Origin of the sequence: Microbulbifer sp., from assembly GCF_036563125.1 — a bacterium.
Lineage (GTDB): Bacteria > Pseudomonadota > Gammaproteobacteria > Pseudomonadales > Cellvibrionaceae > Microbulbifer.
Genome location: NZ_DATCMV010000091.1, coordinates 12,804 through 37,549 on the forward strand (window position 1 = coordinate 12,804; position 24,746 = coordinate 37,549).

The following is a 24,746-nucleotide window of genomic DNA, read 5'->3' on the forward strand; positions in this document are numbered from 1 at the left end:
AGAAAAGAAGTATGGATCGCAACCGCCTGTTTTGGGCCAGCCGTCGCGGCATGTTGGAGCTGGACCTGGTGCTGCTGCCGTTTCTGGACAATGTCTACGAAACACTTTCCGAGGAAGACAAGCAGCGCTATATCCGCCTGCTGGATGAGCAGGATCAGGATCTGTTCGCGTGGTTCCTGCGCCGCGAAGACCCGGAAGATCCGGAGCTGCTGAAAATTGTGCAGGTCATCCGTGAAAACACCGGCCTGCAGGACTGACACTCCCGCTCGCGAAGCTCACGCCCGGCCGGGCAGGGCCTTCGCCGGCCACACGGGCACTAGTACCGAGCGCAGTGCCCGGCTCGCCTGTGAGTTCTCCCCCTCTCGCCGGCTACAGTGCCTGCTGTGGCTGCTGGCTGCCCAATCCCTTTTGCTGTTCGCTTTTTCCCGCCTGCCATGGATAGCGGTGGGGGTAGCTTCGTTCCTTGTCTTTGCCATTGTGTGGCTGGAGTGGCGCCGCCTTGAGCAGTCGGTGGGGCGCCTGTCGACGGCGGAGAAACGCTGGTACTGGCAGGTGCAGGGTGGCGCGAAGCGGGAGTTTCGCTTTTGCGGTGAACTTACGCTGTGGCGCTGGCTGATTGTGATCAACGGTCGCGACCTGGAAGGGCGCAGGCTGCGGCTGGTGCTCAGCAGCGACGCCACCGCCGCCGACGACTGGCGCCGGTTGCTGGTGGCATTGCGTTTTTCTCGATAAGACAGCGCTAAAATCCGACAGAGGATCGGTGATTTCACGCTGCACTGATTGGCTCGCGGATTTCGCCTGATTCAGCTCGCGCTGATAAAGTGCTGCTGATTGGCGTAGTTTTCCGGCACCAGAATGGTATCCATCGCCAGCTCCCGCAGCCCCGGGTAGTCGAGGGAGTAATGCAGGCCGCGGCTCTCACGGCGGTCCAGTGCGGAGCGGATAATCAGTTCCGAAACCACCGCCAGGTTGCGCAGCTCAATCAGGTCGCTGGTGATCTTGTAGTTGGCGTAGAACTCCAGAATCTCCTGCTGCAGCAGCCCCACCCGGTGTTCCGCCCGCAGCAGGCGCTTGCGGGTGCGCACGATGCCCACATAGTCCCACATAAAGCGGCGCAGCTCGTCCCAGTTGTGCGAGATCACCACATCTTCATCGGAATCCGTCACCCTTGATGCGTCCCATGCCAGTGCCGGGCGCGGCGGCGCGATCTTTTCCAGGGTACTGTCGATATGCTTGGCGGCGGAGCGGGCGTAAACCACGCACTCCAGCAGGGAGTTGCTGGCCAGGCGGTTGGCACCGTGCAGGCCGGTGAACGTGGTTTCGCCAATGGCGTACAGCTGGTCCAGGTCGGTGCAGCCGTTCTGGTCCACCATCACGCCGCCACAGGTGTAGTGGGCGGCGGGAACCACAGGGATGGGCTCCTTGGTGATGTCGATACCGTATTGCAAGCAGTTCTTGTACACGGTGGGGAAGTGTTCGCGCACAAACTGCGGGTCTTTGTGGGAGATGTCCAGGTAGACACAGTCCGCACCCAGGCGCTTCATTTCGTGGTCGATGGCGCGGGCGACAATGTCCCGCGGCGCCAGCTCGCCGCGCTTGTCGAAACGCTGCATAAAGCGCTCGCCGTTCGGCAGTTTGAGCTGTGCGCCTTCGCCGCGCAGTGCCTCGGTGATCAGCATGGACTTGGCTTTGGGGTGGTAGAGGCAGGTGGGGTGGAACTGGTTGAATTCCATGTTGGCCACCCGGCAGCCGGCGCGCCACGCCATGGCGATGCCGTCGCCGCTGGCGCCGTCCGGATTACTGGTATAGAGGTAAGCCTTGGCGGCACCGCCGGTGGCCAATACCACCGCGCGCCCCTGGAAGACCTCCACCTCTTCGGTGTCCTTGTTGTAGACGTAACAGCCGGCGCAGCGGAAACGGCCAGTGGCGGCATCTGGCTGGCGGATCAGGTCGAGGGCGATATGCTGCTCAAAGCAGTCGATATTCGGGGTGTTTCTAACCCGCTCGATCAGGGTGCTGTGCACCGCCCGGCCGGTGGCATCGGCGCTGTGAATGATGCGGCGATGACTGTGTCCGCCCTCTTTGGTGAGGTGGTAGTCACCGTCCTGTTCGCGGGTGAAGTCCACCCCCTGATTGATCAGCCACTGAATGGCATCGCGGCTGTTCTCCACAGTGAAACGCACGGCGTCGGGGTGGCAGAGTCCGGCCCCGGCATCTAAGGTATCGGCTATGTGCGCCTCCACCGAGTCGGTCTCGTCCAGTACGCCGGCAATGCCGCCCTGGGCAAACCAGGTGGAGCCATCCTGCAGGCGCTGCTTGGACAGCAGCGCCACGCGGTGGCGGGCGGCAAGGTGCAGGGCCAGGGTGAGACCTGCGGCGCCACTGCCGATAACGAGAACGTCGTAGTTGTTCAAGGGTAGCTTTGCCTCTTTACTGGTAGAGTTTTATTCGTGTCGGAGGGCGCGTAGTATACGCCATCTTCAAAAATTACCGATTTGTCAGGAACTTATGACCGAATCCGGTTGTCTTCGACACAACAGAATAATCCTGTGCTCCGGGCAGTCGTGCGCCGGGGCCGCGGTTGGGAGTAGGGGATGACAGGTCATCAGGCTTCGCCGAGTGATCAACAGCTGGTGGAGCGGGTTCAGAAAGGCGACAAGCGCGCCTTCGATCTGCTCGTGCTCAAATACCAGCACAAGATCGCAGCGGTAGTCAGCCGCTATATCAATGACCACGCCGAAGTGAATGACGTGGTACAGGAGGCCTTTATCAAGGCCTACCGGGCACTGGCCAATTTCCGCGGCGAGAGTGCCTTCTACACTTGGATGTACCGCATCGCCATCAATACCGCGAAGAACTATCTGGTTTCCCGCAGCCGCCGTCCGCCATCCTACGATGTGGATCTCGAAGACGCCGAATTCTACTCCGGCGCAGAGATGCTGCGGGATATCGACACCCCGGAAAATCAGCTGTTCCGCGACCAGCTTGAGGCCACCGTGCACCGCGCCATCCGCGAGCTGCCGGAAGATTTGCGCTCTGCGGTTACCCTGCGCGAGCTGGAGGGGCTGAGTTACGAAGAGATTGCCGAGGTGATGGGCTGTCCGGTGGGTACTGTGCGTTCGCGCATCTTTCGCGCGCGCGAGTCCATCGACCGTGCGGTTCAGGCGGCCATGGCGGGCGAGCCGGAACCTGTGGGTGGTCGTGGGTAAGTCCGCACCGGCTTCTTGATTAGTATTTGGCCGGGCAATTAGTCAGATTTGTTTTATCCGGGGCTCGGACCGGAGGTTCTCGGTCTAAACGACAGCGATGACCGGAACGACAGGCAAATTTTTTGATGAATTCACACAAAATTTGCCTGCGAGTAAAACTTTTCCGGTAGACGCCGGTCTCAGATACCAACAGACAGGGTGCGGTTACAGCACCTATTGAAATTGGATTGCACTGAAAGAGGGTTGCCCCGTATGTCTCACGGGAATCATCAGCAGCGTTTGAATGAATCGCTATCCGCGTTGATGGACGGTGAAGCCAGTGAACTGGAAATTCAGCGTCTGCTCAAGGAGAGCGATATCGCCGGCGGCGATCTCAGCCAGCGCTGGTCCCGTTACCAGCTGGCCGCTAGTGTGATACGTGGTGAAAAGGTCGCGCCGGTTGATCTTGGCCTGGCGGCCAGTATCTCCGCGGCCATTGCCGATGAGCCTTCGCTGGTTGCCAGCGCGGAGCCACAGGCTGCCAATGATTCCGCCGGGACGCGCAGTCGCTGGTGGCGCCCGCTGTCGCGTGGCGCGGTGGCGGCCACGGTAGCGTTTGCCGCGGTGCTGGGTGTGCAGCAGATGCAGGCGCCGCAGACCGGTGGTGAGCTGGTGGCCGAGGTAGAGCGCCCGGCACAACAGCCGGTGCAGTCCGTACCCCAGCCCAGTGGTTTCCTGGTGCCGACGTTGAATACCCGTTCGGTGAGCACTAATCCGCAACTGGTTCCCGAGCAGCGGATTGGCATGGGTTCCTCCCCGCAAGTGCAGGTGGTTCCGTCTCCCGAGCTGATGCGTCACCTCAACCGGGTGATGATGGAGCACTCCGAGCAGGCGGCCCGTATGAGCAGTCAGGGAATGGTTCCCTTCGCTCGTGCTACTTACGGCGAGCGCCCGCCGGAATAGCGGTGATGTGATAACGGTGGATGCGGGCGGTTGCCGCCCGCCCCGTGGGCCGGTTGTGTTGCCAGCGTACGTCTACTTTGAATAAAGAATGATCATGGCAAAAATTTTTCCTTTCCCTGCCCTGAAAGCCAACAGCCCACTGTTGGCTTTTTTGCTGTTTGCAGGTCCCGTGTTGCCTGTGGCGAATGCCCAGGAAGTGGATGCTCCACGCCCCGAAATTCCGGCCCCGCCGGTTACTGACAGTGAGCCCGATTCGCAAAATTCCGCGCAAACGCTTCCGACAGAACCGGCTATCACTCCGCAGGCCGACGATGTCGAAATCCAGAAACTGCTGAGCAAGCTCGCGAATGCGGTGACCAGTTTGGAATACCGCGGGTTCGCCACCTTCGAGCATGCGGGTGTTATGGAGAGCGTCGAAGTGGTGCACGGCATTCGCAGTGGCGAGCCGGTGGAGCGTATCCGCTTTCTGACCGGCGCGCCCCGGGAGATGGTGAGCCGTGGGCAGGACGCCCAGTGCCGCCGCGACGGCAGTCCGCTGTCCCGCGCCGGCCTGTGGAGCAGTGTGGGGCTGCAGAACGTGCAGGGGAATTATCAATTCGTGCTGCGCGGCGAAGAGCGTATCGCCGATCGCGATGCGGTCGTGCTGGAAGCGCGTCCACGGGATGTGCACCGCTTCGGTATGGTGGTCAGCGTCGATCGCGAGACCGGCCTGCCGCTGAAGTCCCTGCTGGTGGCCCCCTCGGGTAGGCTGCTGGAGCGTTTCCAATTCGTTGAGCTGGATCTGGCCCCCATTGCCGATAGCGATCTGCAACCGCATTCGGACTCCGCGCGCGAAAGTGAGGGCGTCGGGCACTGCGGGAGCCTGGTGAGTCGCTGGCAGCTGAACTGGGTGCCGAACGGATTCAAGGCGGTAGCGGCGCGGGAGCTGGTGGACGGGGAAATGCAGGTTTTCAGCGATGGTTTGAGCGCGTTTACCGTGTTCGTGCAGAAGCTTGGGCCGAATATGAATTACCGGGGGCGTGCGGTGCGTGGTGCCACCGTGGCCTACATGGACCAGTTCGAAATCAACAACGAGCATTACACGGTGACCGTGGTGGGGGAGATCCCCGACAACACGGCGCTGTTGGTAGCCAAGTCGGTTAAGACTCGGCAGTGAGTGGCTGCCAGTGAAGGTTTTCGGACGATGATTGAAGAGCGCGGCAGGGTAGTAGCCCTGGACGATTCCGGTATCTGGGTGGAAACGGTACAGCGCAGCAGTTGCAACGGCTGTGCTGCCAAATCCGGCTGTGGCACCGGTTTGCTCGGTGATTTCTGGAGCCGCGCGTCCCAAGTGCGAGTGGCTGTTGCTCCACCGGCGCTCGACACTATTCGTTTACACGATACGGTCGTGATCGGGATTGCCGAAAACACGCTGGCCAGCAGCGCGCTTGTCGTCTATTTACTGCCGTTACTAACCCTGGTACTGGGGGCTCTTGTCGGGCAGTCCGCAGGCGCTGAAGTCTGGGCCATTCTTGGTGCTGTGGGTGGGTTTGTGCTGGGTGCTCTGGCGATCCGCCTCTACAGCCATCTCAATCGCGCGAATCCCGCGCTCACGCCACAGTTTTTGCGCCTGGAGCGCGAATACGCCTGTACCACCATCCCCGCTACCGAAACCCGCTGAACACTTCTCCTTTTCTTCCGTTTGCCACGGAATATCTTCCTACACTAAATGCTGGGTTGTGCTGCCGTTCACCTGTGCTGTAGGCAGATTTCAAATTTTGGAGAGCTCGAATGTCCGAAGCGCGTCCCAGTTTCGAGGCGCATGCCAATTTCGAAGCGCGCTGCTATGCGGAGAGCTGGCCACTGCGGACTGCCTTTGTGATTTCCCGTGGGGCGCGCACCGAGGCCCGCGTGGTCGTAGTGGAGGCCGCCGCAGCGGGATTCACCGGCATCGGTGAGTGCACCCCTTACCCGCGCTATGGAGAAAGTGTGGAGTCGGTACTCGCGCAGATCTCATCGGTTTTGCCGGCGCTACGCCAGGGACTGACACGCGCACAACTGCAGCAGGCTCTTCCCGCCGGTGCCGCCCGCAATGCGGTGGACTGCGCCCTGGCGGACTGGGAACGGCGCAAGTCCGGCATTGCCGATTCCGGGCCGAAATGGCTGCCGACGGTGCAGACCCTGGTGATTGCCGACCCCGATGCCATGGGGGAGGCGGCGCGCGCTGCCGCTGACCGCGGGGTAACGGTGCTCAAACTGAAACTGGATCGCCAGCAGGTGCTGGAGCGTGTGATGGCGGTGCGCGCCGCAGCACCCGAGTGCCAGTTGGTGATCGACGCCAACGAGGCGTGGGCATGGGAGGGGCTTCCGGCCCTGTGTGAAGCGCTGGCAGAGCAGGGGGTGGCCATGCTGGAGCAGCCGCTACCTGCCGGCGAGGATGCGCCGCTGGCGAGTTTCTCCCACCCGCTGCCGATATGTGCGGATGAGAGCTGCCATACCCGCGCCGACCTGCCGCGTCTTGCCGGGCGGTACGAGATGCTGAATATCAAGTTGGATAAGACCGGCGGCATTCTGGAGGCGCTGGCGCTGGCGGAAACCGCAAGGGCGCAGGGGTTTGAGCTGATGCTGGGCTGCATGCTGTGCACCTCGCGCGCGATTCGGGCGGCCTGGCCGCTGGGGCAATTCGCGCGTTTTGTGGACCTGGATGGGCCGACATGGCTGGCAAAAGATGCCAATCCATTGCGCTTTGAAGGTGGCCGTGTCTACTGGACCTGAGACGGATCTGGAGTGGCAGCCTGCTGGCCGCGGCTTGTGGGCACTTCAGGGCGTATAGCAGAGAAGCTCGATCATCGCCTCCAGATATTCCTCGCTCGCCACATCGGCGGAGATGGGCGGGTACTCAAGAGTGATGCAGGGGTATCCCTGCTCTGCACACCAGGTGCCGAAAGAGCCCGGTGTGGTGTAACCGGGGTCGGCGACCAGTGGCAGTTCGATGCGCTCCGCCAGCCAGTGACCCAGCGGGCTCTGTAGTGGGTCGTCGACACAGGCCAGAGGCTCGTGAATGGAGACCAGCCACGCAGGGCGTAATTCGCCGATCAAATGGCACAGGGCCGCGGATTCCGGCTCCGAGCCCGCGGAGTCACCGGTAGACAGGTAGACATCGCGCTCTTCGGCGGCGCTGTTCCAGCGGTAGACAGTGCCATCGGCCTTCCAGTTACTGGTGGCGAAGTTCCGGTTCAGGTCCACCCCGCGCGCGTTGGAGCGGGTGCCGAGCTGGCAGCCATCGGGATTCACCGCCAGAACTACGTGGTGGCGAAGCTGTCCGGCTTCCAGCGAGCGCAGCGCACAGGAGAGGGTAACCACCGCAGCCACTTCGTCGCCATGGGTACCGGCTAGAACCATACCGGTGTGCTCGTCGCGGACCTCCGCCGGAAAATAGAGCAGCGGTGCCCCCAGCGCAGACTGACCATATTGCCGCCGCTGATGCTGAAACAGGCCCCGTGCGGCGCGAGGGCGCAGTTGTGTGGTGGGCTTACTGTTGGGGGTGGGTTGCTGGGGCTGGCTCATGGAGTCCTTAACACTGTTTTACATTGGGTTTTGAGAACTTTTCGGCAAATTTTTCGACTAACCCTGTGTCGCTGACCGACCGGGACTGCCCGGCAAGCTGGCTCAGCGCAGAAAATTTTTGGTCGGGAGGGCGCCCGCCAACAATGACAATACTCATTGATAATTGCGCCAATCCGATTTCCGAACATACTTTTTTGCATATTAGTAGAAAGGCTTATCAGGGGTAGCAAACATGTTTGCACGTAGTACGCAGTTTTTGCTGGCACTTTGTCTTCTTTTCTCCGCCGCAGTCAGTGCGCGCGGACTTCCGGAGCTGACTGACCTTATCGAACAGAATTCTCCGGCCGTGGTGAAAATCAACACGATGGAAAATACGCGGGTGACGCGTAATTCCGTGCCTCCGCAGTATCAGCAGGAGATCCCGGATATTTTTCGCCACCTGCTCGAACCGCGTGAGCGCCAGCAGCGCCCGGTGGCCAGCATGGGTTCCGGGTTCATCATTACCAATGATGGCTACATAGTCACCAATAATCACGTGGTTGACGGCGCCGACGAGGTCCGGGTTACCCTGACCGACCGCCGGGAATATGAGGCCAAGGTAATTGGCACTGACCCGCGCTCGGACCTGGCTCTGCTCAAGGTAGAGGCCAATGACCTGCCCACGGTTCGCTGGGGCGATTCCGACAAGATGAAAGTAGGTGAGTGGGTGGTGGCCATCGGCTCCCCGTTCGGTCTCGACTACTCAGCCAGCGCCGGTATCGTGAGTGCCATGGGGCGCAGTATTCCCAATGAGAGCCGCGAGAACTATGTGCCGTTTATCCAGACCGACGTGGCCATTAATCCCGGTAACTCTGGTGGCCCGCTGTTCAACCTGAACGGTGAGGTGGTGGGTATCAACTCCCAGATTTATACCCGCAGTGGTGGCTCCATCGGTCTTTCCTTCGCCATTCCCGCGAGCCTTGCGCAGGATGTCGTGGCGCAGCTGCGAGAGAAAGGGCGCGTAGATCGCGGCTGGCTCGGTGTGGGTATCCAGGACGTTGACCGCAAACTGGCGATTGCCATGGGCCTCAACAAGCCTGCCGGCGCGCTGGTTGGCCAGCTCGAAGCGGACTCTCCGGCGGCCCAGGCTGGCATCCAGGTTGGTGACATCATCATGCACTTCGATGGCCAGAAGATCCTGATGCCCGGCGATCTGCCCCATGTGGTTGGTCAGACACGCCCGGGCGCCGAGGTGCCGGTGGTGCTCATGCGTGAAGGCAAGGAGCGCAAGCTCAAGGTGCGCGTTGGCGCGCTGCCGGGGGATGACGATGCAGAAGTGCAGGCCGGCAATGTTCCCGCTACCACCGATGTGGGCGGACGCCTGGGGCTGGCAGTGGACGATATCCCCGACAGCCTCAAGCAGCGCCTGGGTGTGGAATCCGGCGTACTGGTGAAGCAGGTAGTGCCCGGCAAGCCGGGTGCCAATGCGGGCCTGCGCAGTGGCGATATCATTGCCCAGCTCGGATTCGATCAGGTTGAGTCGCTGGTTGACTACCAGAAAATCGTCAAAAAACTGCCGAAGGGCGAGCTATTGCCGATCCGCTTCTTCCGCGGCGGCCAGCCCACCTTCCGCACCATCCAGATCGACGAGGATTGAGAGTGAGTTGAATCCCGGTAGAGTCCGGCGGTCGCCACGCCGCCGGGGCCTGCCGGCGGCCCGGAGCCCCGAGAGCCGGTGGCTCCGCGCTGACTGGATGCACTTTTCCTGCAACCTGTTAGACTTGCGCCCACAGCGCGGCCTGGTCCGCCCATTAACTCACTGATTTTTAAAAGGTTTTGTCCTCGCAGTGGCCACTGATCTCTCCCATATCCGCAATTTCTCCATCATCGCTCACATCGACCACGGGAAATCCACCCTGGCAGACCGTTTTATCCAGGTATGTGGTGGCCTGAGCGACCGCGAGATGGCCGCCCAGGTACTCGACAGCATGGATATCGAGCGCGAGCGCGGTATTACCATCAAGGCCCAGAGCGTGACTCTGGACTACACCGCCCGCGACGGCAAAACCTACCAGCTTAACTTCATCGATACTCCCGGGCACGTGGACTTCTCGTATGAAGTGTCCCGCTCACTGGCGGCCTGTGAAGGTGCGCTGCTGGTGGTGGATGCGGCACAGGGCGTAGAGGCCCAGTCCGTGGCCAACTGCTACACCGCTATCGAACAGGGCCTGGAAGTGATCCCGGTACTGAACAAGATGGACCTGCCGCAGGCAGAGCCCGAGCGTGTAGCTACCGAGATCGAAGACATCATCGGCATCGACGCTACCAATGCGACCCGCTGCAGTGCCAAATCCGGCCTCGGCATCGAGGATGTGCTGGAAGACCTGGTGCGCCTGGTGCCACCGCCGGAGGGCGATGTGGATGCGCCGCTGCAGGCGCTGATCATCGACTCCTGGTTTGACTCCTACCTCGGCGTGGTGTCTTTGGTGCGGGTCAAGCAGGGCACTCTCAAGGCCAAAGACAAGATCGTGGCGAAATCCATCGGTCGCCAGCACGTGGTGGACAACGTCGGTGTGTTCACACCCAAGCGCAAGGAAACCGGTGTGCTTCGCGCCGGCGAGGTGGGCTTTGTGGTGGCCGGTATCAAGGACATTCACGGCGCGCCCGTGGGCGATACCCTGACCCATGCCAAGGGTATGGAAGATGTGGCGATGCTGCCGGGGTTCAAAAAGGTAAAACCGCAGGTTTACGCCGGCCTGTTCCCGGTCAGCTCCGACGACTACGAGGGCTTCCGCGATGCACTGGACAAACTGTCCCTGAACGACGCCTCCCTGTTCTATGAGCCCGAGTCCTCCGATGCCCTCGGTTTTGGTTTCCGCTGCGGTTTCCTCGGTATGCTGCACATGGAGATCATTCAGGAACGCCTGGAGCGGGAATACGATCTCGACCTGATCACCACCGCGCCCACCGTAGTCTACGAAGTGTTGATGAACGATGGCTCCACAGTCTATGTGGACAACCCCTCGCGCCTGCCGGATCTGGGCTCCATCGAGGAAATGCGTGAACCCATCGCCGAAGCGAATATCCTGGTGCCGCAGGATTACCTGGGCAACGTCATTACCCTGTGTATCGAAAAGCGCGGCATCCAAAAAGATATGCAATATGTGGGTGGCCAGGTATCCCTGCGCTACGAGCTGCCGATGAGCGAAGTGGTGATGGACTTCTTCGACCGCCTCAAATCCGTGAGCCGCGGCTTCGCGTCGCTGGACTACAGCTTTGTGCGCTTCGACGCGGCAAAACTCGTGCGCCTTGATATCCTCATCAACGGCGATCGGGTGGACGCACTGGCGGTCATTCTGCATCGCGACAATGCGCAGAGCCGCGGTCGCGCCATTGCGGAAAAGATGAAAGACCTGATTCCGCGGCAGATGTTCGACGTAGCCATTCAGGCGGCCATCGGCGGTTCTGTTGTCGCCCGTACCACGGTGAAGGCGCTGCGCAAGAATGTAACCGCCAAGTGCTATGGTGGTGACGTGACCCGTAAGAAGAAACTGCTCGAGAAGCAGAAGGCCGGTAAACGCCGCATGAAGCAGCTCGGTCGGGTAGAAGTGCCCCAGGACGCGTTCCTCGCGGTACTGAAGGTCGACAGCTGACGTGAGCCCGGCGGTGGCCGGGCATCACTAAAAACAAAAACCAGTCAGAAAGAGACGTTTGAATGGATATCAATTTCCCCCTTATTTTGCTGTTGCTTGTGGTAGCGACAGGGGCAATCTGGCTGTTTGATGCACTGTTTCTGGCGCGCGGGCGCAAGGCGCTGGCGGCCAAAGGCCAGAGCCAGCCCGAGCCGGTACTGGTGGAGTACTCCAAGTCGTTCTTCCCGGTGCTGGCCATCGTGTTTGTGCTGCGCTCTTTCCTGGTGGAGCCGTTCCAGATCCCGTCCGCGTCCATGGACCCCACCCTGGAAGTGGGTGACTTCATTCTGGTGAACAAGTTTTCCTACGGCCTGCGCCTGCCGGTATCCCGCACCAAGGTGGTGGACATCGGTGAGCCCAAGCGCGGCGATGTAATGGTATTTTTCCCCCCGCACATGAACGATACCTACTACATCAAGCGGGTGATCGGTCTGCCGGGTGATGAAATTCGGGTGGTGAATAACCAGCTGTATATCAACGGCGAGCCGGTACCGCAGGAGTTTATCCGTTCCGACGTACGAATTCCGGGACGGGAACTGTTGTGGGAAACCCTGGACGGCCAGCGCCACCTGATGGCGAAGCATTCCGCCCCCACCCGCTACAGTAATACCCGTGCCATCACCGTGCCGGAAGGGCACTATTTCATGATGGGCGACAACCGTGACAACAGTCTCGACAGCCGTGAGTGGGGCTTCGTGCCGGAGAAAGACATTGTCGGCAAGGCCTTTGCAATCTGGATGCATTGGGACAAACTATTGAGCCTGCCCAGTTTTAACCGGGTAGGCGGCATCGAATAGGACTCGATGCGCACAGCCAAGCGCTGAAACCAGGGATGACCGCCAAATTAGAACGATAAAACGGTAACAGAAGATGGCATTACGACACCTTTCGGGGGCGCGTCTGTTGCGGGCGCAACGGGGTATGAGTTACTGGGGTTGGCTGTTTGTGATCGCGGTGTTCGGCTTTGGCCTCACCGTCGTGTCCAAACTGGGGCCTGGCTATATCGATGCGCATTTCGTGGAAGAGGGGCTGCAGTCCCTGTCGGAGAACGGCAACATTCGCGAAATGAGCAATAGCGAAATCAAGCGCGAGTTGGACAGGTACTTCACCATCAACAATGTGCGCGGTGAGCCCACCAAGGCGGTGAAAATTATTCGCGGTGCCGACAGTACCCTGGTCAGCATCAACTACGAACTGCGTCAGCCACTGTTCCACAATGTGGATGTGGTGATGAAGTTCGACAAGCAGCTCAATACCGCAAAGCCGGAACTGTGCTGTGAACCATTGGTAGATATCGAGCAGTTCCGCCGCCGCGAAGACTGAGCGCCCCAGGCGCTCTCAGCGAACGGCGGGCGCTCACAGCGAAAGACGACAGACTTACGGTGACAGACCTTTTACTTCAACGACTCTGCAGCCGCCTGGGCCATCAATTTGCCCGGGCGGAGCTGCTCTCCCTCGCACTTACCCATCGCTCCCACGGCAGCCACAATAACGAGCGGCTGGAATTCCTCGGCGACTCCATTCTGGGATTCACCATCAGTGCGGCGCTATTTGAAAAGTTCCCCGACGGCCGCGAAGGGCAGATGAGCCGTCTGCGCGCGCAGCTGGTCAGCGGGGAAACCCTGGCCAAGCTGGCCCAGGAACTGGAACTCGGCCAGTGCCTGCGCCTGGGAGAGGGGGAGATGAAGAGTGGCGGTCACCGCCGCGCCTCGATTCTCGCCGATGCCGTGGAAGCCATTATCGGTGCGATTTACCTGGACGCCGGGCTCGAGGCGGCGCGTGCGCGCGTACTGGCCTGGTTTGCCCCACGGCTGCAGAACCTGTCCCTGGAAACCGTCAAGGACCCGAAGACCCGCCTGCAGGAGTGGCTGCAGGCGCGCCAGAAGCCGCTGCCGGAATACACGGTGGTGGAAGTCGGGGGTGAAGAGCACTCGCAGGAATTTGTGGTGGAATGCCGGGTGGCCGGGCTCAACGCGCCGGTGCGCGGCACTGCCAGCAACCGGCGCGCGGCAGAAAAGGTCGCCGCCACCGAAGCCTACGCTCGACTGACCGGGCAGGACTGACTCTATAATCTGCCCCAATCGCCAACGCCAAATTTTATTGCCTTGCCGGCGCCATGGTATGTGCGCCTGCAGCCCCGGAGACCATCCTTGAGCGAAACAACCATCCCGCCAACTAATTCGCCTGCGACCCGCTGTGGTTACGTGGCTATCGTGGGTCGCCCCAACGTGGGCAAGTCCACCCTGCTGAACCATATTCTGGGGCAGAAGATCTGCATTACTTCTCGCAAGCCGCAGACTACCCGCCACAATATGCTCGGAATCAAGACCGAGGGTCCGAACCAGATCATCTTCGTGGATACCCCCGGTCTGCATGCGGGGGAGGATAAGGCCATCAACCGCTATATGAACCGCGCGGCCATCAGCTCCACCCGCGATGTGGATGTGGTGGTGTTCGTGGTGGAGCGGGCGCGCTGGACCGAGGGCGATGAACTGGTGGCGCAGAAGCTGCAGGGGCTCAAATGCCCGCTGATTATTGCAGTCAACAAAGTGGATCAGCTGGAAGACAAGGGCGACCTGCTACCCCAGTTGCAGGCGTTGTCGGACCGTTTCCCCCACGCGGAGATTGTGCCGCTGTCGGCGCTGCGCTCAACCAACCTGGAATCTCTGGAGAAGGTCATCGTCGAGCGTCTGCCCGAGGGAATGCACTTCTTCGAGGAGGATCAGATCACCGACCGCAGTTCGCGTTTCCTAGCCGCGGAAATCGTGCGCGAAAAAGTGATGCGTCAATTGGGCGCGGAGATTCCCTACGCAGTGACCGTGGAAGTGGAAGAGTTCGATCAGCAGGACAAAGTTCTGCATATCAGCGCCGCCATCCTGGTGGAGCGCGACGGCCAGAAGCGCATCCTCATCGGCACCAAGGGCGAGCGCATCAAGCAGATCGGACAGGCCGCGCGGCTGGATATGGAAAAGCTGTTCGACAGCAAGGTGATGCTGAATCTGTGGGTGAAGGTGAAGTCCGGCTGGTCCGATGACGAGCGCGCGCTGCGCAGTCTCGGCTATATCGACAAACAGTAATTCCCCTTTTCACCGTGCAGCAGCTGCCCCCGCAACCGGCCTATATCCTGCACTCGCGGCCATTCCGGGATACCAGCCTGATCCTGGAGCTGCTGACACCGGACTACGGGCGCATCGCCTGTATCGCCAAGGGCGCGCGCCGCGACAAGCAGCGGCGCCAGCGCGCGCTGCAGCCTTTTGCCCCATTACTGGTGACCCTGATGGGGCGCCACGACCTGAAAACCCTAGGTCCTGTTGAAAGTGCCGGGCAGTCGCTGTGGCTCAAGGGGCGTGCAGTGTATGCGGGCCTCTATGCCAACGAGCTGCTGGTTCGCTTGTTGCCGGAAGGGGAGGCGCAACTGTCGGTGTTTGCGGCCTACCAGCAGCTGCTGGCGCAGCTGGCGGCACTGACCGGGGAAGAGCAGGGTATCGAGGGCGCGGTACTGGAACTGCCCCTGCGCCGTTTCGAGTTGCAGCTGTTGCAGGCGCTGGGCTGTTGCCCCGAGCTGGATTTCAGTCCGCTAGGCAACGAACCGATTCGCGCGGAAGCGTTTTATCGCCTGACCGCGGAAGAGGGGTTTATGCCGGTACATCTGCCAGCAGGCGCAGCGCTGCGCGCCGGCGACTTTTCCGGTGCGCATTTGCTGGCGGTAAGGTCGTTGACCCTGGCTGGTGAGGAAGGTTTTGTCGAGGATGCCAGTCCGGAGGGCTGTAGAGCCGAAGTGCTCGCGGCGGCCAAGCGCCTGTGCCGTCAGATTCTGTCCCCATTGCTGGGCAACCGCCCGCTCAAGAGTCGCGAGCTGTTCCGTCAGGTGTACGGCACCCAATAGCCCTTTTCCCCCGCATATTAGTGGCTGCCTTCCTCTTCGCTAATGTCTATGCCGCTGGCGCCCACTTTCCCGATCTGTTCCAGTCCGAACAATGCATCCAGGTCCTGTTCCACGGACCAGTCCCACAGTGTGCGGATTTCCTTGCGCACTTGCTCATAGGCCTCTGCATACTTACCCGGGTCCACCTGCGCCTGGTCCTGTAGCGGGCGCAGCAGTTCCTGTAGTTGCCCAGTGGCCGAGCGCAGTCGCAACACGCCGCAATAGCAGCAACCCCCGTGAAGACGGTGTACCCGCTCAAACAGGCCCTTGTGGTCTTTGTCTGCAAACAGGCGGGCCAGTACCTGCTCGTCTTCATGCAGCCCCTTCAGCAGCATTCGCAGCAGGTCGCGGGCGAGCCCCGCATCCTGATTGGCCAGATTCAGGCTCTCGCTAATGTCTACCAGACGCGGCGCGACCACCGCGGATAAAGTGGTTTCCTCTTCGGTCCCGTTCACATTCATCCAGCGCTTCACCGTGTGGGTCAGCTGGATTTCGCTCACCGGTTTGCTGAGATAGTCGTCGAGGCCCGCGCTCAGCAGTCGCGACTTTTCCTCGGTGCCTACATGGGCGGTTAGGGCAATGACCGGTGTGCGGCGACCGGATTCCTCCTCGCGAATCTTGCGTGTGGTGGCAATGCCGTCCATATCCGGCATCTGGATATCCATAAAAATCATGTCGAAGTATTGATCCCGCCATAGATCCAGCGCCTCGGCGCCGCTGGCCGCCACCACCGCCTCGATATTCTGTGCGCGCAGCAGCTCGTTCATCAGCAGGCGATTGGCTTCGTGGTCGTCCACTACCAGTACCCGTGGCTTTGCCGGCCACGGCAGTACCGGGAAGGTCCCCGTCTGGGGGCGCGACTGGGCCTGTTGCGGTACCACCCGCTTGAGAGCCCGCAGAAGGCCCTCACGGCTGACAGGTTTGCCGAGGAACGCGAGAACCCGGGTGCGCAGTGCGTCGTAACAGCGGCGCAGGTCCACCGGCGAGCCCTGAACCACCACACGGCACTGGTAGGTATCCACCAGTTGTTGCACGGTAGCGACGAAGGTATCGAAGTTGCCGTCGGCGATGGCGGTGTCGATGATCAGGGCATCGGGCATGGCGTCGTGCCGCCACATCTGTTCGATCGCGGGCACCAGGTTCTTGCTGTCACAGTGCTCCAGCGCTTCCACCTGCCAGTGACTGAGCTGTTGGAATATCTGCTGGCGGGTCATGGGATTTGGGTCCACCAGCAGCACCCTGCATCCGGGGAACTGCTCGCGGGTGATCGCTGTGCGATTGCGATCAATGGTCAGTGGCAGCTGTATCCAGTAGCTGGAGCCGCCCTGCTCGTTGCTCTCCATTCCCAGCTCGCCGCCCATGGATTGCACCAGGCTGCGGGCGATGCTGAGCCCCATACCGTTGCTGTTCGATTGCTGTTGCTGTGGGCTTCTGTTGAGCAGTTGTCGCAGCTCGCGGCGCCCCTGTTCATCGCAGCGGGCCCCGTTGTCGACGATGCTGATATGCACCATCAGCTCGGATTCCTTGCCGCTCTGCACGGCAATACGCACGGGAATACTGCCATTTTCCGAGCAGCGAATGGCGGTGCTGACCAGGTTGGTGAGAATCTGCTTGATGCGCAGCGGGTCGCCAATCTGTGACGGTGGCAGCTGCGGGTCAACAAATGGCACCAGTTCCAGATTGTGCTCGTATCCGTAGGGGGCAAGGATCTGCAGGGTCTCCTCCAAAACCTGTCCCAGATTCATGGGGCTGTGATCCAGCACCAGGTTGCCGGATTCGATGCGGGAGAAATCCAGTATGTCGTTGATGGTGGTCAGCAGGCTCTCGGAGGAGCGCAGAATCGTCTGTAAATAGTCCTGCTGAAGCTGGTCGACTTCTGTTTTCAGCAACAGGTTGGTAAAACCGATGATGCCGTTCAGCGGGGTGCGGATTTCGTGACTGGTATTTGCCAGGAAGTTGGATTTCCCCCGGCTGTTTTCCACGGCTTTCTTGCGCGCGAGTTCGAGCTCGATGTTCTGTTCTTCCATGGCGTCCAGCGACTGGCGCAGGTCTTCCATGGACTGATGCAGCCCCTCCTGGTAATCCCGCTGGTATTCCGCCAGGTTGCCCGCCATCAGGTTGATCTCTTCTGCCAGCTGCGCCAGTTCCAGATTGCGCGAGCTGACCGCGCGGGCGGCGAACTTGCCCTGACCAACAGCGCGCAGCGCCTCCTTGATGCGCTCGAGGCTTCTGGCCGCGCGCTCCGACAGCACTACAGCCCACACCAGGGCAATCAGGGTGCATACGATCAATCCGATAAGGCCAACCAGCGCCACCTGATAAGTGCCGACCAGAAAGTAGGGGCGGTGCAGCTCAATGGTCAGCCAGCAGTTGGTGCCCCCACCGATCAGCGGGTGCAGCACCTGCAGGCTGTCCAGATCCTCGTATACATGGGCCGGCTTGCCGCGCAGATCTTCTGCGCTAAAGGTGGTGCGGGGGCGTGGGCCCACACTTGAAATCAGTTTGAACTCTTCCTCACCCGCCTCGTTGCGATCGGCGCGGTAAAGCTGCACCGAGCGGATCATGTCGCGCTCCAGCATCAGAGCCATCAGGCTTTTGTCGAGCCAGTGGATGCGTTCCTCAAAAGAATGGCCCTCGCTCAGGTGAATCAGTTCCACCAGCTGTTCGGCACTGGCGCGACCGTGGCTCAACAGCAGGTCACGGCGGTCGTGCATCTGCTGCAGAGTAAACAGCAGGGCCAGTAGCAGCGACAGGATCAGCGCCGGTGCCATGGTGTAACGGAACAGGATGGCGCGCAGGGAGTAACGCCGGCCGTAGGTGCGATAGGGGCGGGTGCGGTTGTGCTTGCGCCTGGAGTGCGGGCTCTGTTCCTGCGTCTTTTCGGAACCGGAGGCTGGCGCTGGCATAGGCTGTGGCTGGGTGGCTTGGGCCATGGCAAGAAACTGCTGTGTTATTTTTGTCCGATTCTACCCCTGCTGGCCGCAGAAGCCACCCCAATTTCACCGGCTCGCGTGGCGATTGTGCTGGTGCCCGGCAAGGCGCATTCGCAGCGGCGCCGGCTCGGGGGTAGAATGTGCGCCCGCACATGCCGATGGATCAGGAGTTGACTATGGAATATCCGACGATTGCCGATTGCGTAGGCAATACGCCCCTGGTGCGGTTGCAGCGACTGCAGGGAGATACCTCGAACACCATTCTGCTGAAGCTGGAGGGCAACAATCCGGCGGGTTCGGTAAAGGACCGCCCCGCACTGTCGATGATCAGTCGCGCGGAGGCCCGCGGTCAGATCCGCCCGGGAGACACCCTGATTGAAGCCACCAGCGGCAACACCGGCATTGCGCTGGCCATGGCGGCGGCGATCAAGGGGTACCGCCTGATCCTGATCATGCCCGCGAGTGCCACCGAGGAGCGCAAGGCCTCGATGACTGCCTACGGCGCCGAGCTGATTCTGGTCACCGCGGAGCAGGGGATGGAGGGTGCGCGGGATTTGGCATTGCAAATGCAGGCAGAAGGCAAGGGCCTGGTGCTGGACCAGTTTTCCAATATCGACAACCCCACCGCCCACATAGAAACGACGGGGCCGGAAATCTGGCGGCAGACCGGAGGGGAGATCACCCATTTCGTCTCGTCCATGGGCACCACCGGCACCATCATGGGCTGCGGCCGCTACCTGAAACAGCAGAAGCCGGAAATCCAGATTATCGGCCTGCAGCCCACCGAGGGTTCGGCCATCCCCGGCATCCGCCGCTGGCCACAGGCCTACCTGCCGAAAATCTTCGTGCCGGAAGAAGTGGACCGGGTGATGGATATCAGTCAGCAGGAGGCCGAGAACATGACCCGGCGGCTGGCGCGGGAGGAAGGAATATTCTGCGGTGTTTCATCCGGCGGCGCCGTTGCCGGTGCACTGAGGGTTTCCGCCGAGGTGGAAAATGCCATCATTGTCGCCATCATCTGCGATCGCGGCGACCGCTACCTGTCCTCGGGGTTGTTCAGTGCGGATAACTGCTGACGTACCCCGACAAGATAACAACAAAATTTTTCTTTTATTCTGACCGCGAGTTAAGACATTGGTACAAGTCAGAAAAAATTATCCCCGATTGGCCGATGGCACCCTGGATCGGGAGACATGGCTGCGTCATATTCAGGCCATGGCAAAACTGGACGGCGGCAGCCTGGTCACACTCCGCAAAGCGCTGGAAATGAGTGAGCAGGCGGAGCAGAGAGCCATTGAGGCGGAAAATATCTGGACCGAAGGCGCCAGCAGTTTTCTCACCGGCCTGGAAATGGTGGAAATCCTCGCGGACCTGCAGATTGATGGCGAAGCGCTGTGCGCCGCCATGCTGTACCGCGCGGTGCGCGAAAAGCGCCTGCCGCTCAAGTCCGTTGAAGAGGAGATGGGGGAGACCATCGCCAAACTGATTCGCGGCGTGTTGCAGATGGCGGTGATCCGCAATCGCAGCGCTGACACCGGCGTGGAAAATCAGAGTGGTGCGGTAGAGGAGCACTCGGAAAATATCCGCCGCATGCTGGTGGCGCTGGTGGACGATGTGCGCGTGGCCCTGATCAAGCTGGCGGAACGCACCTGCGCCATTCGCGCTTCCAAAAATGCGCCCGAAGCCAAGCGCCGCCGGGTGGCCAGGGAGGTGGCCGACGTCTACGCGCCGCTGGCGCACCGCCTGGGTATCGGACATATCAAATGGGAACTCGAGGACCTTTCCTTTCGCTACCTTGAACCCGATGACTATATGCAGATCGCCCGCCTGCTGGACGAAAAACGTCTGGCGCGGCAGGACTATATCGACAACGTGCTGCAGCTGTTGCGCAGCGAACTTGCGAAAGCGGATATCGAAGGGGAAGTGTTCGGCCGGGCCAAACACATCTACAGCATCTGGCGAAAGATGCGGCGCAAGAATATCGGCTTCTCGCAGGTGTATGACATCCGCGCGGTGCGTATTCTGGTACCGACGGTGCGGGATTGTTATGCGGTACTGGGTATCGTACACAACCTGTGGCGCAACATTCCGAACGAGTTCGACGATTACATCGCCTCACCCAAGGACAACGGCTACCGTTCGCTACACACGGCGGTGATCGGCCCCGACCGCAAAGTGCTCGAAGTGCAGATCCGCACCTTCGCCATGCACGAAGAGGCCGAATACGGTGTGTGCGCCCACTGGCGCTACAAGGGCACCGACAAAAAATCCGGCCAGCTCGAAGGGCAGGACGGTTACGAACAGAAAATTGCCTGGCTGCGCCAGGTGCTCGACTGGCACGAAGAGGTGGGCGGCAACCCGCTGCAGGAAGACCTGCAGGCCAGCGATGTGGATACCCGTATCTACGTATTCACGCCCGATGGCCATGTGGTGGACCTGCCAAAGGGCGCGACGCCGCTGGACTTCGCCTACAAGATCCACACGGAAATCGGCCACCGCTGCCGTGGCGCCAAGGTGGACGGCCGCATCGTGCCGTTAAACCATGAGCTGCAGACCGCGAACCAGGTGGAAATCCTCACCGGAAAACGGGAAGCACCGAGCCGCGACTGGATTTCCCGCAGCATGGGATACATCAATACCTCGCGCGCGCGCGCCAAAGTCATCCACTGGTTTAAGATGCAGGCGCGCGACCAGAATGTGGCCGAGGGTCGCACCATTCTCGACAGCGAATTCAAACAGCTGGCGCTGGCGGATTTTGATTTCGAAAAACTGGCGAAAAAACTCAATATGCATTCGCTGGACGACCTCTATGCGGCGGTCGGTGCTGGCGATATCGGTGTTGGGCAGGTACTGAATACGGCCCAGCGTATGGTGAAAGTAGGGCCGACCGAGCCGGTACTGTCCCTCACTGCGCCGGTGGCCCGGGAAGGACAGACGGATGTGTACATCGATGGGGTGGGTAACCTGCTGACCCATATCGCCCGCTGCTGCAACCCGGTACCGGGTGACGATATCATGGGCTACATAACCCTCGGGCGCGGGGTATCGATCCACCGCAAGGACTGCGCGAATATGCTGCGGATGCAGTCGGAAGAGCCCGAGCGTATCCTCCAGGTCGGCTGGTCGGAAAAACCCACCGAAGTCTACTCGGTGGAAATCATGGTGGAGGCCTACGATCGTCACGGCCTGTTGCGGGATATCACCACCATGCTGGACAGCCAGCGCATCAATATCACCGCCATGCAGACCCATTCGAACAAGCACAAGCACACGGTGGATATGGTGATCACCGCGGAAATCCATAATTTCGAGGAGCTGAGCCAGGTACTGCATCGCATCAATCAGTTGCCTAACGTGGCCTCCGCGAAACGCCGGATTCTGCATTGATCCCGGAAATGCAGGGGAAGCTGGTGAAAGCAAAGCGCCCAGTGACAGTGAATAGGTGAGATCGATGAAACAGCACTTCAACGTAGAAGACCTGCAATACTTGATGTCGCGGCTGCGCGATCCCGATAGCGGTTGTCCCTGGGACCTGAAGCAGACCTTCGCGACTATCGTGCCTTCTACCATTGAAGAGGCCTACGAGGTGGCGGAAGCGATCGAGCGGGAAGATTTTGTCCACCTGCGGGAGGAGCTCGGGGACCTGCTGTTCCAGGTCATCTTTTATGCGCAGCTGGGGCGCGAGCAGCAGCATTTCGACTTTTCCGGTATCGTCGATACGCTGGTGCGGAAACTGGTGCGCCGCCATCCCCATGTATTTCCCTCCGGTGAGCTATACGGCGATAACCAGAGCGTCGATATCGACGAAGAACAGATCAAAGCCAACTGGGAAGCGACCAAAGCGGCTGAGCGTGAATCCAAGGGAGAGCTTGGTACCTTGGGCGGGGTGGCCGCGGGCCTGCCGGCATTGACCCGCGCGGCCAAACTGCAAAAGCGTGCGGCCCAGGTGGGGTTTGACTGGCCGGCTATCGACGGTGTGCTGGAAAAGGTGGAAGAGGAGTTGCGGGAGCTTCGTGAAGCCATTGCCTCCGGGGATAGCGCACACGCCCGTGAGGAGCTGGGTGATCTGCTGTTTTCCTGCGTCAACGTGGGGCGGCACTTGAAAGTTGATCCGGAAACCGCATTGCGCCAGTGCAACCGCAAGTTCGAACAGCGGTTTGGTGCGGTAGAGGCCGCGCTCGGCGCGCGCAATTTGCAGCCCTCTGACGTCTCCCTGGAAGAGCTGGACCGGCTCTGGGAAGCGGCTAAAAGCTCCACCGTTTCCTGATGTCAACTGCGATATGTGCATTTCGGGTGGGCGAGGCCCAGCAAGGATTGGCTAAAAATAACTGGGTTTTTGTAGAAAAATTACCGAATTCGGCCTGACCACTTACGGACTTGTTCTGCCTTGGGGCAAAGTGTAAGGTAGCGCTCTTTTTATCGCTGGGGCAAAGTCGCCCCGGGTATGATCTGGAGATTATCTGATTATGCGAATCATACTTCTGGGCGCGCCGGGCGCCGGAAAGGGTACACAGGCCCAGTTCATTACCGAGAAGTTTGGTATTCCTCAGATTTCTACCGGAGACATGCTGCGCGCTGCGGTCAAGGCGGGTACCCCGCTGGGCCTGCAGGCCAAGGATGTGATGGCCGCTGGCAAGCTGGTGAGTGACGATCTGATCATCGCCCTGGTAAAAGAGCGCATCGCCCAGGCAGACTGCGCCAATGGCTTCCTGTTTGACGGTTTCCCCCGCACCATTCCCCAGGCGCAGGCTTTGCTGGATGCGGATGTAGCCATCGATCACGTGCTGGAAATTGCTGTGGATGACGAGGAAATCGTCAAGCGCCTTTCCGGTCGTCGGGTGCACGAGGGCTCCGGCCGTGTCTATCACCTGGTGTACAACCCGCCGAAAACCGAAGGCGTGGATGATGTAACGGGTGAAGCGCTGGTGCAGCGCACCGATGATAGTGAAGACACCGTACGCAACCGTCTGTCGGTTTACCACGAGCAAACCGAGCCGCTGGTGGGCTTCTACCGCGAGCTGGCCCAGCGCGCACCGGAAACGGCCCCCAAATACAGCAAGGTTGAGGGTGTTGGCTCCATGGATCAGATCCGTGAAAAAGTGATCTCTTCGCTGAGCTGACATCGTCGCCTGTAAAATAAAAAAGGCTCCCGCGGGAGCCTTTTTTAGTTGCCCTGTATGTCCCGTCACTGCCTCTGTCTATTCTTATTGGCCTCGCCTATGAGGCCGTTTGCAATGCCACTAAATACTTTTGCGCCGGACTCTGGAATACTGCCGCCCCATATCGACGCAGATTCCCGATCAGGGGGCAGCTTGTCGCCCTGACAGTGCTGGAATCGTCTCCTGAACCCAATGGAGTGCAAACGACCATGGCTCACGCGATTATTCTGATGAACCTCGGCACCCCGGCCGAGCCCACACCCGCTGCGGTGCGGCAGTTCCTGCGGGAATTCCTGTCCGATCCCCGGGTGGTGGAAATTCCTCGTCCAGTGTGGCAGTTGATTCTCAACTTGTTTGTTCTACCCCTGAGGCCTGCGCGAATTGCGCCTGCCTACGAAGAAATCTGGAATCACGGTCTCGATGGCGAGGCGGTGACGGGTTCCCCTATCACCTTTTACACACAGCGTCAGGTGGCTCTGTTGCAGCAGCGTTTCAATGGCGCCGAAGCGCGGACAAGTGTGAGCGGGGATACACGGGATAACGATATCCCGGCAATTATCGTGGCCCACGCCATGACCTACGGTGCCCCGAGCCTGGCTGACACAGTTGCCCGGTTGCAGAAAGAGGGTGCTAGCGGGTTCACCGTCCTGCCGCTGTATCCGCAATATTCCGCCACCACGACTGGCGCGATTTACGATCAGGTAGCGAAAATCATCCGCGCTTCGCGCAATGTGCCCGATATTTCCGTAGTGCACGATTACTGGCAGCACCCGCTCTATATTGAAGCCCTGGCAAATTCCGTGCGTGAGCACAGGGAAAAGCACGGCGCCGCAGAAAAACTGCTGATGTCGTTCCACGGTATTCCCAAGGCCAATATCCGCAAGGGCGACCCCTATTACCAGCAGTGCTTGGGCACTGCGGAATGTCTGGCGGCGGCACTGGATCTGCCGCGGGACAAATGGGAAATCACGTTCCAGTCCCGCTTCGGCAAGGCCGAATGGCTGCAACCCTACACGGATAAAACCCTGGTGGAGTGGGGGCAGTCGGGCGTCGGCAGTGTGGATGTGATCTGCCCGGCATTTGCTGCGGACTGCCTGGAAACCCTGGAAGAAATCGCGGTGGAGAATCGCGCTAATTTTATTGATGCCGGCGGCCGCGAATACCGCTATATCCCCGCTTTGAATGCGCGCGATGACCACCTCGCGGCCATTGAGGCGATTGTCCGGGAGAGAATGCCTGCAGGAATATTCGGGTAATATTTTTTGGATTTTTATCTTTTACCCGGTGAAATTCACCCGTGTAACGTCACCGGGGATTAAAAAGCTGAATATTTTTTAATATTTTGGGTTGTTTTTTTACTT

22 protein-coding genes are annotated in these 24,746 nt (G+C 60.3%); 19 read left to right on the forward strand and 3 right to left on the reverse strand.

The window, feature by feature from the left end:
* Window positions 1–11: 11 nt before the first annotated feature.
* Together VIL80_RS07255 and VIL80_RS07260 are read left to right on the forward strand one after the other, a co-directional pair.
* The gene (locus VIL80_RS07255) at window positions 12–257 is read left to right on the forward strand and encodes an FAD assembly factor SdhE (protein WP_332035454.1); all 246 of its coding nucleotides are present in this window, start codon (window positions 12–14) and stop codon (window positions 255–257) included.
* Window positions 232–732 (forward strand): protein YgfX, encoded by a 501-nt coding sequence (locus VIL80_RS07260; protein WP_332035455.1) that lies wholly within the window; start codon window positions 232–234, stop codon window positions 730–732. Before VIL80_RS07255 ends, VIL80_RS07260 begins: the two co-directional genes overlap by 26 nt.
* A gap of 71 nt (window positions 733–803) precedes the next feature.
* On the opposite strand, the gene nadB is transcribed toward VIL80_RS07260, so the two are convergent.
* Window positions 804–2,414, reverse strand: a complete 1,611-nt coding sequence (gene nadB / locus VIL80_RS07265) for an L-aspartate oxidase (protein WP_332035456.1) — start codon at window positions 2,412–2,414, stop codon at window positions 804–806.
* A 180-nt stretch (window positions 2,415–2,594) separates the two neighbouring features.
* Between nadB and rpoE the strand changes: the two genes are divergently transcribed.
* From rpoE to ycjG, 5 genes are all read left to right on the forward strand, one after another.
* Window positions 2,595–3,209, forward strand: a complete 615-nt coding sequence (gene rpoE, locus VIL80_RS07270; RefSeq protein ID WP_332035457.1) for an RNA polymerase sigma factor RpoE — start codon at window positions 2,595–2,597, stop codon at window positions 3,207–3,209.
* 252 nt (window positions 3,210–3,461) lie between these two features.
* The gene (locus VIL80_RS07275; protein WP_332035458.1) at window positions 3,462–4,151 is read left to right on the forward strand and encodes a sigma-E factor negative regulatory protein; all 690 of its coding nucleotides are present in this window, start codon (window positions 3,462–3,464) and stop codon (window positions 4,149–4,151) included.
* Between the two features lie 94 nt (window positions 4,152–4,245).
* Window positions 4,246–5,307, forward strand: a complete 1,062-nt coding sequence (locus VIL80_RS07280; RefSeq protein WP_332035459.1) for a MucB/RseB family sigma factor regulatory protein — start codon at window positions 4,246–4,248, stop codon at window positions 5,305–5,307.
* 27 nt (window positions 5,308–5,334) lie between these two features.
* Entirely contained in the window at window positions 5,335–5,811 is a 477-nt protein-coding gene (locus VIL80_RS07285; protein ID WP_332035460.1) for a SoxR reducing system RseC family protein, read from the forward strand.
* Window positions 5,812–5,921: 110 nt separating this feature from the next.
* Window positions 5,922–6,905: an L-Ala-D/L-Glu epimerase gene (gene ycjG, locus VIL80_RS07290; protein WP_332035461.1), complete on the forward strand. Its 984-nt coding sequence runs from the start codon at window positions 5,922–5,924 to the stop codon at window positions 6,903–6,905.
* Between the two features lie 45 nt (window positions 6,906–6,950).
* On the opposite strand, the gene mpaA is transcribed toward ycjG, so the two are convergent.
* Entirely contained in the window at window positions 6,951–7,697 is a 747-nt protein-coding gene (gene mpaA, locus VIL80_RS07295; protein ID WP_332035462.1) for a murein tripeptide amidase MpaA, read from the reverse strand.
* A gap of 232 nt (window positions 7,698–7,929) precedes the next feature.
* Between mpaA and VIL80_RS07300 the strand changes: the two genes are divergently transcribed.
* The 7 genes from VIL80_RS07300 to recO all read left to right on the forward strand — a co-directional run bounded on the left by VIL80_RS07300 (window position 7,930) and on the right by recO (window position 15,254).
* Complete coding sequence (locus VIL80_RS07300; RefSeq protein WP_332035463.1) at window positions 7,930–9,333, forward strand: DegQ family serine endoprotease; 1,404 nt, start codon at window positions 7,930–7,932, stop codon at window positions 9,331–9,333.
* Between the two features lie 190 nt (window positions 9,334–9,523).
* Window positions 9,524–11,329 (forward strand): translation elongation factor 4, encoded by a 1,806-nt coding sequence (gene lepA, locus VIL80_RS07305; RefSeq protein ID WP_332035464.1) that lies wholly within the window; start codon window positions 9,524–9,526, stop codon window positions 11,327–11,329.
* Window positions 11,330–11,391: 62 nt separating this feature from the next.
* Entirely contained in the window at window positions 11,392–12,165 is a 774-nt protein-coding gene (gene lepB / locus VIL80_RS07310) for a signal peptidase I (protein WP_332035465.1), read from the forward strand.
* A gap of 73 nt (window positions 12,166–12,238) precedes the next feature.
* Window positions 12,239–12,691, forward strand: a complete 453-nt coding sequence (locus tag VIL80_RS07315) for a DUF4845 domain-containing protein (protein ID WP_332035466.1) — start codon at window positions 12,239–12,241, stop codon at window positions 12,689–12,691.
* A 59-nt stretch (window positions 12,692–12,750) separates the two neighbouring features.
* Complete coding sequence (gene rnc / locus VIL80_RS07320; RefSeq protein ID WP_332035467.1) at window positions 12,751–13,431, forward strand: ribonuclease III; 681 nt, start codon at window positions 12,751–12,753, stop codon at window positions 13,429–13,431.
* A gap of 87 nt (window positions 13,432–13,518) precedes the next feature.
* Window positions 13,519–14,445 carry a GTPase Era gene (gene era / locus VIL80_RS07325; protein WP_332035468.1) on the forward strand — a complete coding sequence of 309 codons (927 nt, stop codon included), beginning with the start codon at window positions 13,519–13,521 and terminating at the stop codon, window positions 14,443–14,445.
* Between the two features lie 14 nt (window positions 14,446–14,459).
* On the forward strand, window positions 14,460–15,254 hold the full coding sequence (recO, locus tag VIL80_RS07330) for a DNA repair protein RecO (protein WP_332035469.1): 795 nt from the start codon (window positions 14,460–14,462) through the stop codon (window positions 15,252–15,254).
* Between the two features lie 17 nt (window positions 15,255–15,271).
* On the opposite strand, the gene VIL80_RS07335 is transcribed toward recO, so the two are convergent.
* Window positions 15,272–18,226, reverse strand: a complete 2,955-nt coding sequence (locus tag VIL80_RS07335; RefSeq protein WP_332035470.1) for a response regulator — start codon at window positions 18,224–18,226, stop codon at window positions 15,272–15,274.
* 176 nt (window positions 18,227–18,402) lie between these two features.
* Here VIL80_RS07335 and cysM point away from each other — a divergent pair, with 176 nt between their 5' ends.
* The 5 genes from cysM (at window position 18,403) to hemH (ending at window position 24,641) form a co-directional block, all read left to right on the forward strand.
* Entirely contained in the window at window positions 18,403–19,302 is a 900-nt protein-coding gene (cysM, locus tag VIL80_RS07340) for a cysteine synthase CysM (RefSeq protein WP_527250110.1), read from the forward strand.
* Between the two features lie 58 nt (window positions 19,303–19,360).
* The gene (relA, locus tag VIL80_RS07345) at window positions 19,361–21,613 is read left to right on the forward strand and encodes a GTP diphosphokinase (RefSeq protein WP_332035471.1); all 2,253 of its coding nucleotides are present in this window, start codon (window positions 19,361–19,363) and stop codon (window positions 21,611–21,613) included.
* Between the two features lie 64 nt (window positions 21,614–21,677).
* Window positions 21,678–22,493 carry a nucleoside triphosphate pyrophosphohydrolase gene (mazG, locus tag VIL80_RS07350; RefSeq protein WP_332035472.1) on the forward strand — a complete coding sequence of 272 codons (816 nt, stop codon included), beginning with the start codon at window positions 21,678–21,680 and terminating at the stop codon, window positions 22,491–22,493.
* 199 nt (window positions 22,494–22,692) lie between these two features.
* On the forward strand, window positions 22,693–23,346 hold the full coding sequence (adk, locus tag VIL80_RS07355; protein WP_332035473.1) for an adenylate kinase: 654 nt from the start codon (window positions 22,693–22,695) through the stop codon (window positions 23,344–23,346).
* Between the two features lie 248 nt (window positions 23,347–23,594).
* The gene (gene hemH / locus VIL80_RS07360; protein ID WP_332035474.1) at window positions 23,595–24,641 is read left to right on the forward strand and encodes a ferrochelatase; all 1,047 of its coding nucleotides are present in this window, start codon (window positions 23,595–23,597) and stop codon (window positions 24,639–24,641) included.
* Window positions 24,642–24,746: the final 105 nt, after the last annotated feature.

Bases quoted from the DNA above. Each gene is read 5' to 3' on its own strand.
- VIL80_RS07280 (WP_332035459.1), top strand. From the start codon at position 4,246: ATGGCAAAAATTTTTCCTTTCCCTGCCCTGAAAGCCAACAGCCCACTG.
- cysM (WP_527250110.1), top strand. From the start codon at position 18,403: ATGGAATATCCGACGATTGCCGATTGCGTAGGCAATACGCCCCTGGTG.
- VIL80_RS07275 (WP_332035458.1), top strand. From the start codon at position 3,462: ATGTCTCACGGGAATCATCAGCAGCGTTTGAATGAATCGCTATCCGCG.
- mazG (WP_332035472.1), top strand. From the start codon at position 21,678: ATGAAACAGCACTTCAACGTAGAAGACCTGCAATACTTGATGTCGCGG.
- hemH (WP_332035474.1), top strand. From the start codon at position 23,595: ATGGCTCACGCGATTATTCTGATGAACCTCGGCACCCCGGCCGAGCCC.
- adk (WP_332035473.1), top strand. From the start codon at position 22,693: ATGCGAATCATACTTCTGGGCGCGCCGGGCGCCGGAAAGGGTACACAG.
- lepB (WP_332035465.1), top strand. From the start codon at position 11,392: ATGGATATCAATTTCCCCCTTATTTTGCTGTTGCTTGTGGTAGCGACA.
- VIL80_RS07300 (WP_332035463.1), top strand. From the start codon at position 7,930: ATGTTTGCACGTAGTACGCAGTTTTTGCTGGCACTTTGTCTTCTTTTC.
- VIL80_RS07335 (WP_332035470.1), bottom strand. From the start codon at position 18,226: ATGGCCCAAGCCACCCAGCCACAGCCTATGCCAGCGCCAGCCTCCGGT.
- ycjG (WP_332035461.1), top strand. From the start codon at position 5,922: ATGTCCGAAGCGCGTCCCAGTTTCGAGGCGCATGCCAATTTCGAAGCG.
- VIL80_RS07255 (WP_332035454.1), top strand. From the start codon at position 12: ATGGATCGCAACCGCCTGTTTTGGGCCAGCCGTCGCGGCATGTTGGAG.
- VIL80_RS07285 (WP_332035460.1), top strand. From the start codon at position 5,335: ATGATTGAAGAGCGCGGCAGGGTAGTAGCCCTGGACGATTCCGGTATC.
- VIL80_RS07315 (WP_332035466.1), top strand. From the start codon at position 12,239: ATGGCATTACGACACCTTTCGGGGGCGCGTCTGTTGCGGGCGCAACGG.
- rpoE (WP_332035457.1), top strand. From the start codon at position 2,595: ATGACAGGTCATCAGGCTTCGCCGAGTGATCAACAGCTGGTGGAGCGG.
- mpaA (WP_332035462.1), bottom strand. From the start codon at position 7,697: ATGAGCCAGCCCCAGCAACCCACCCCCAACAGTAAGCCCACCACACAA.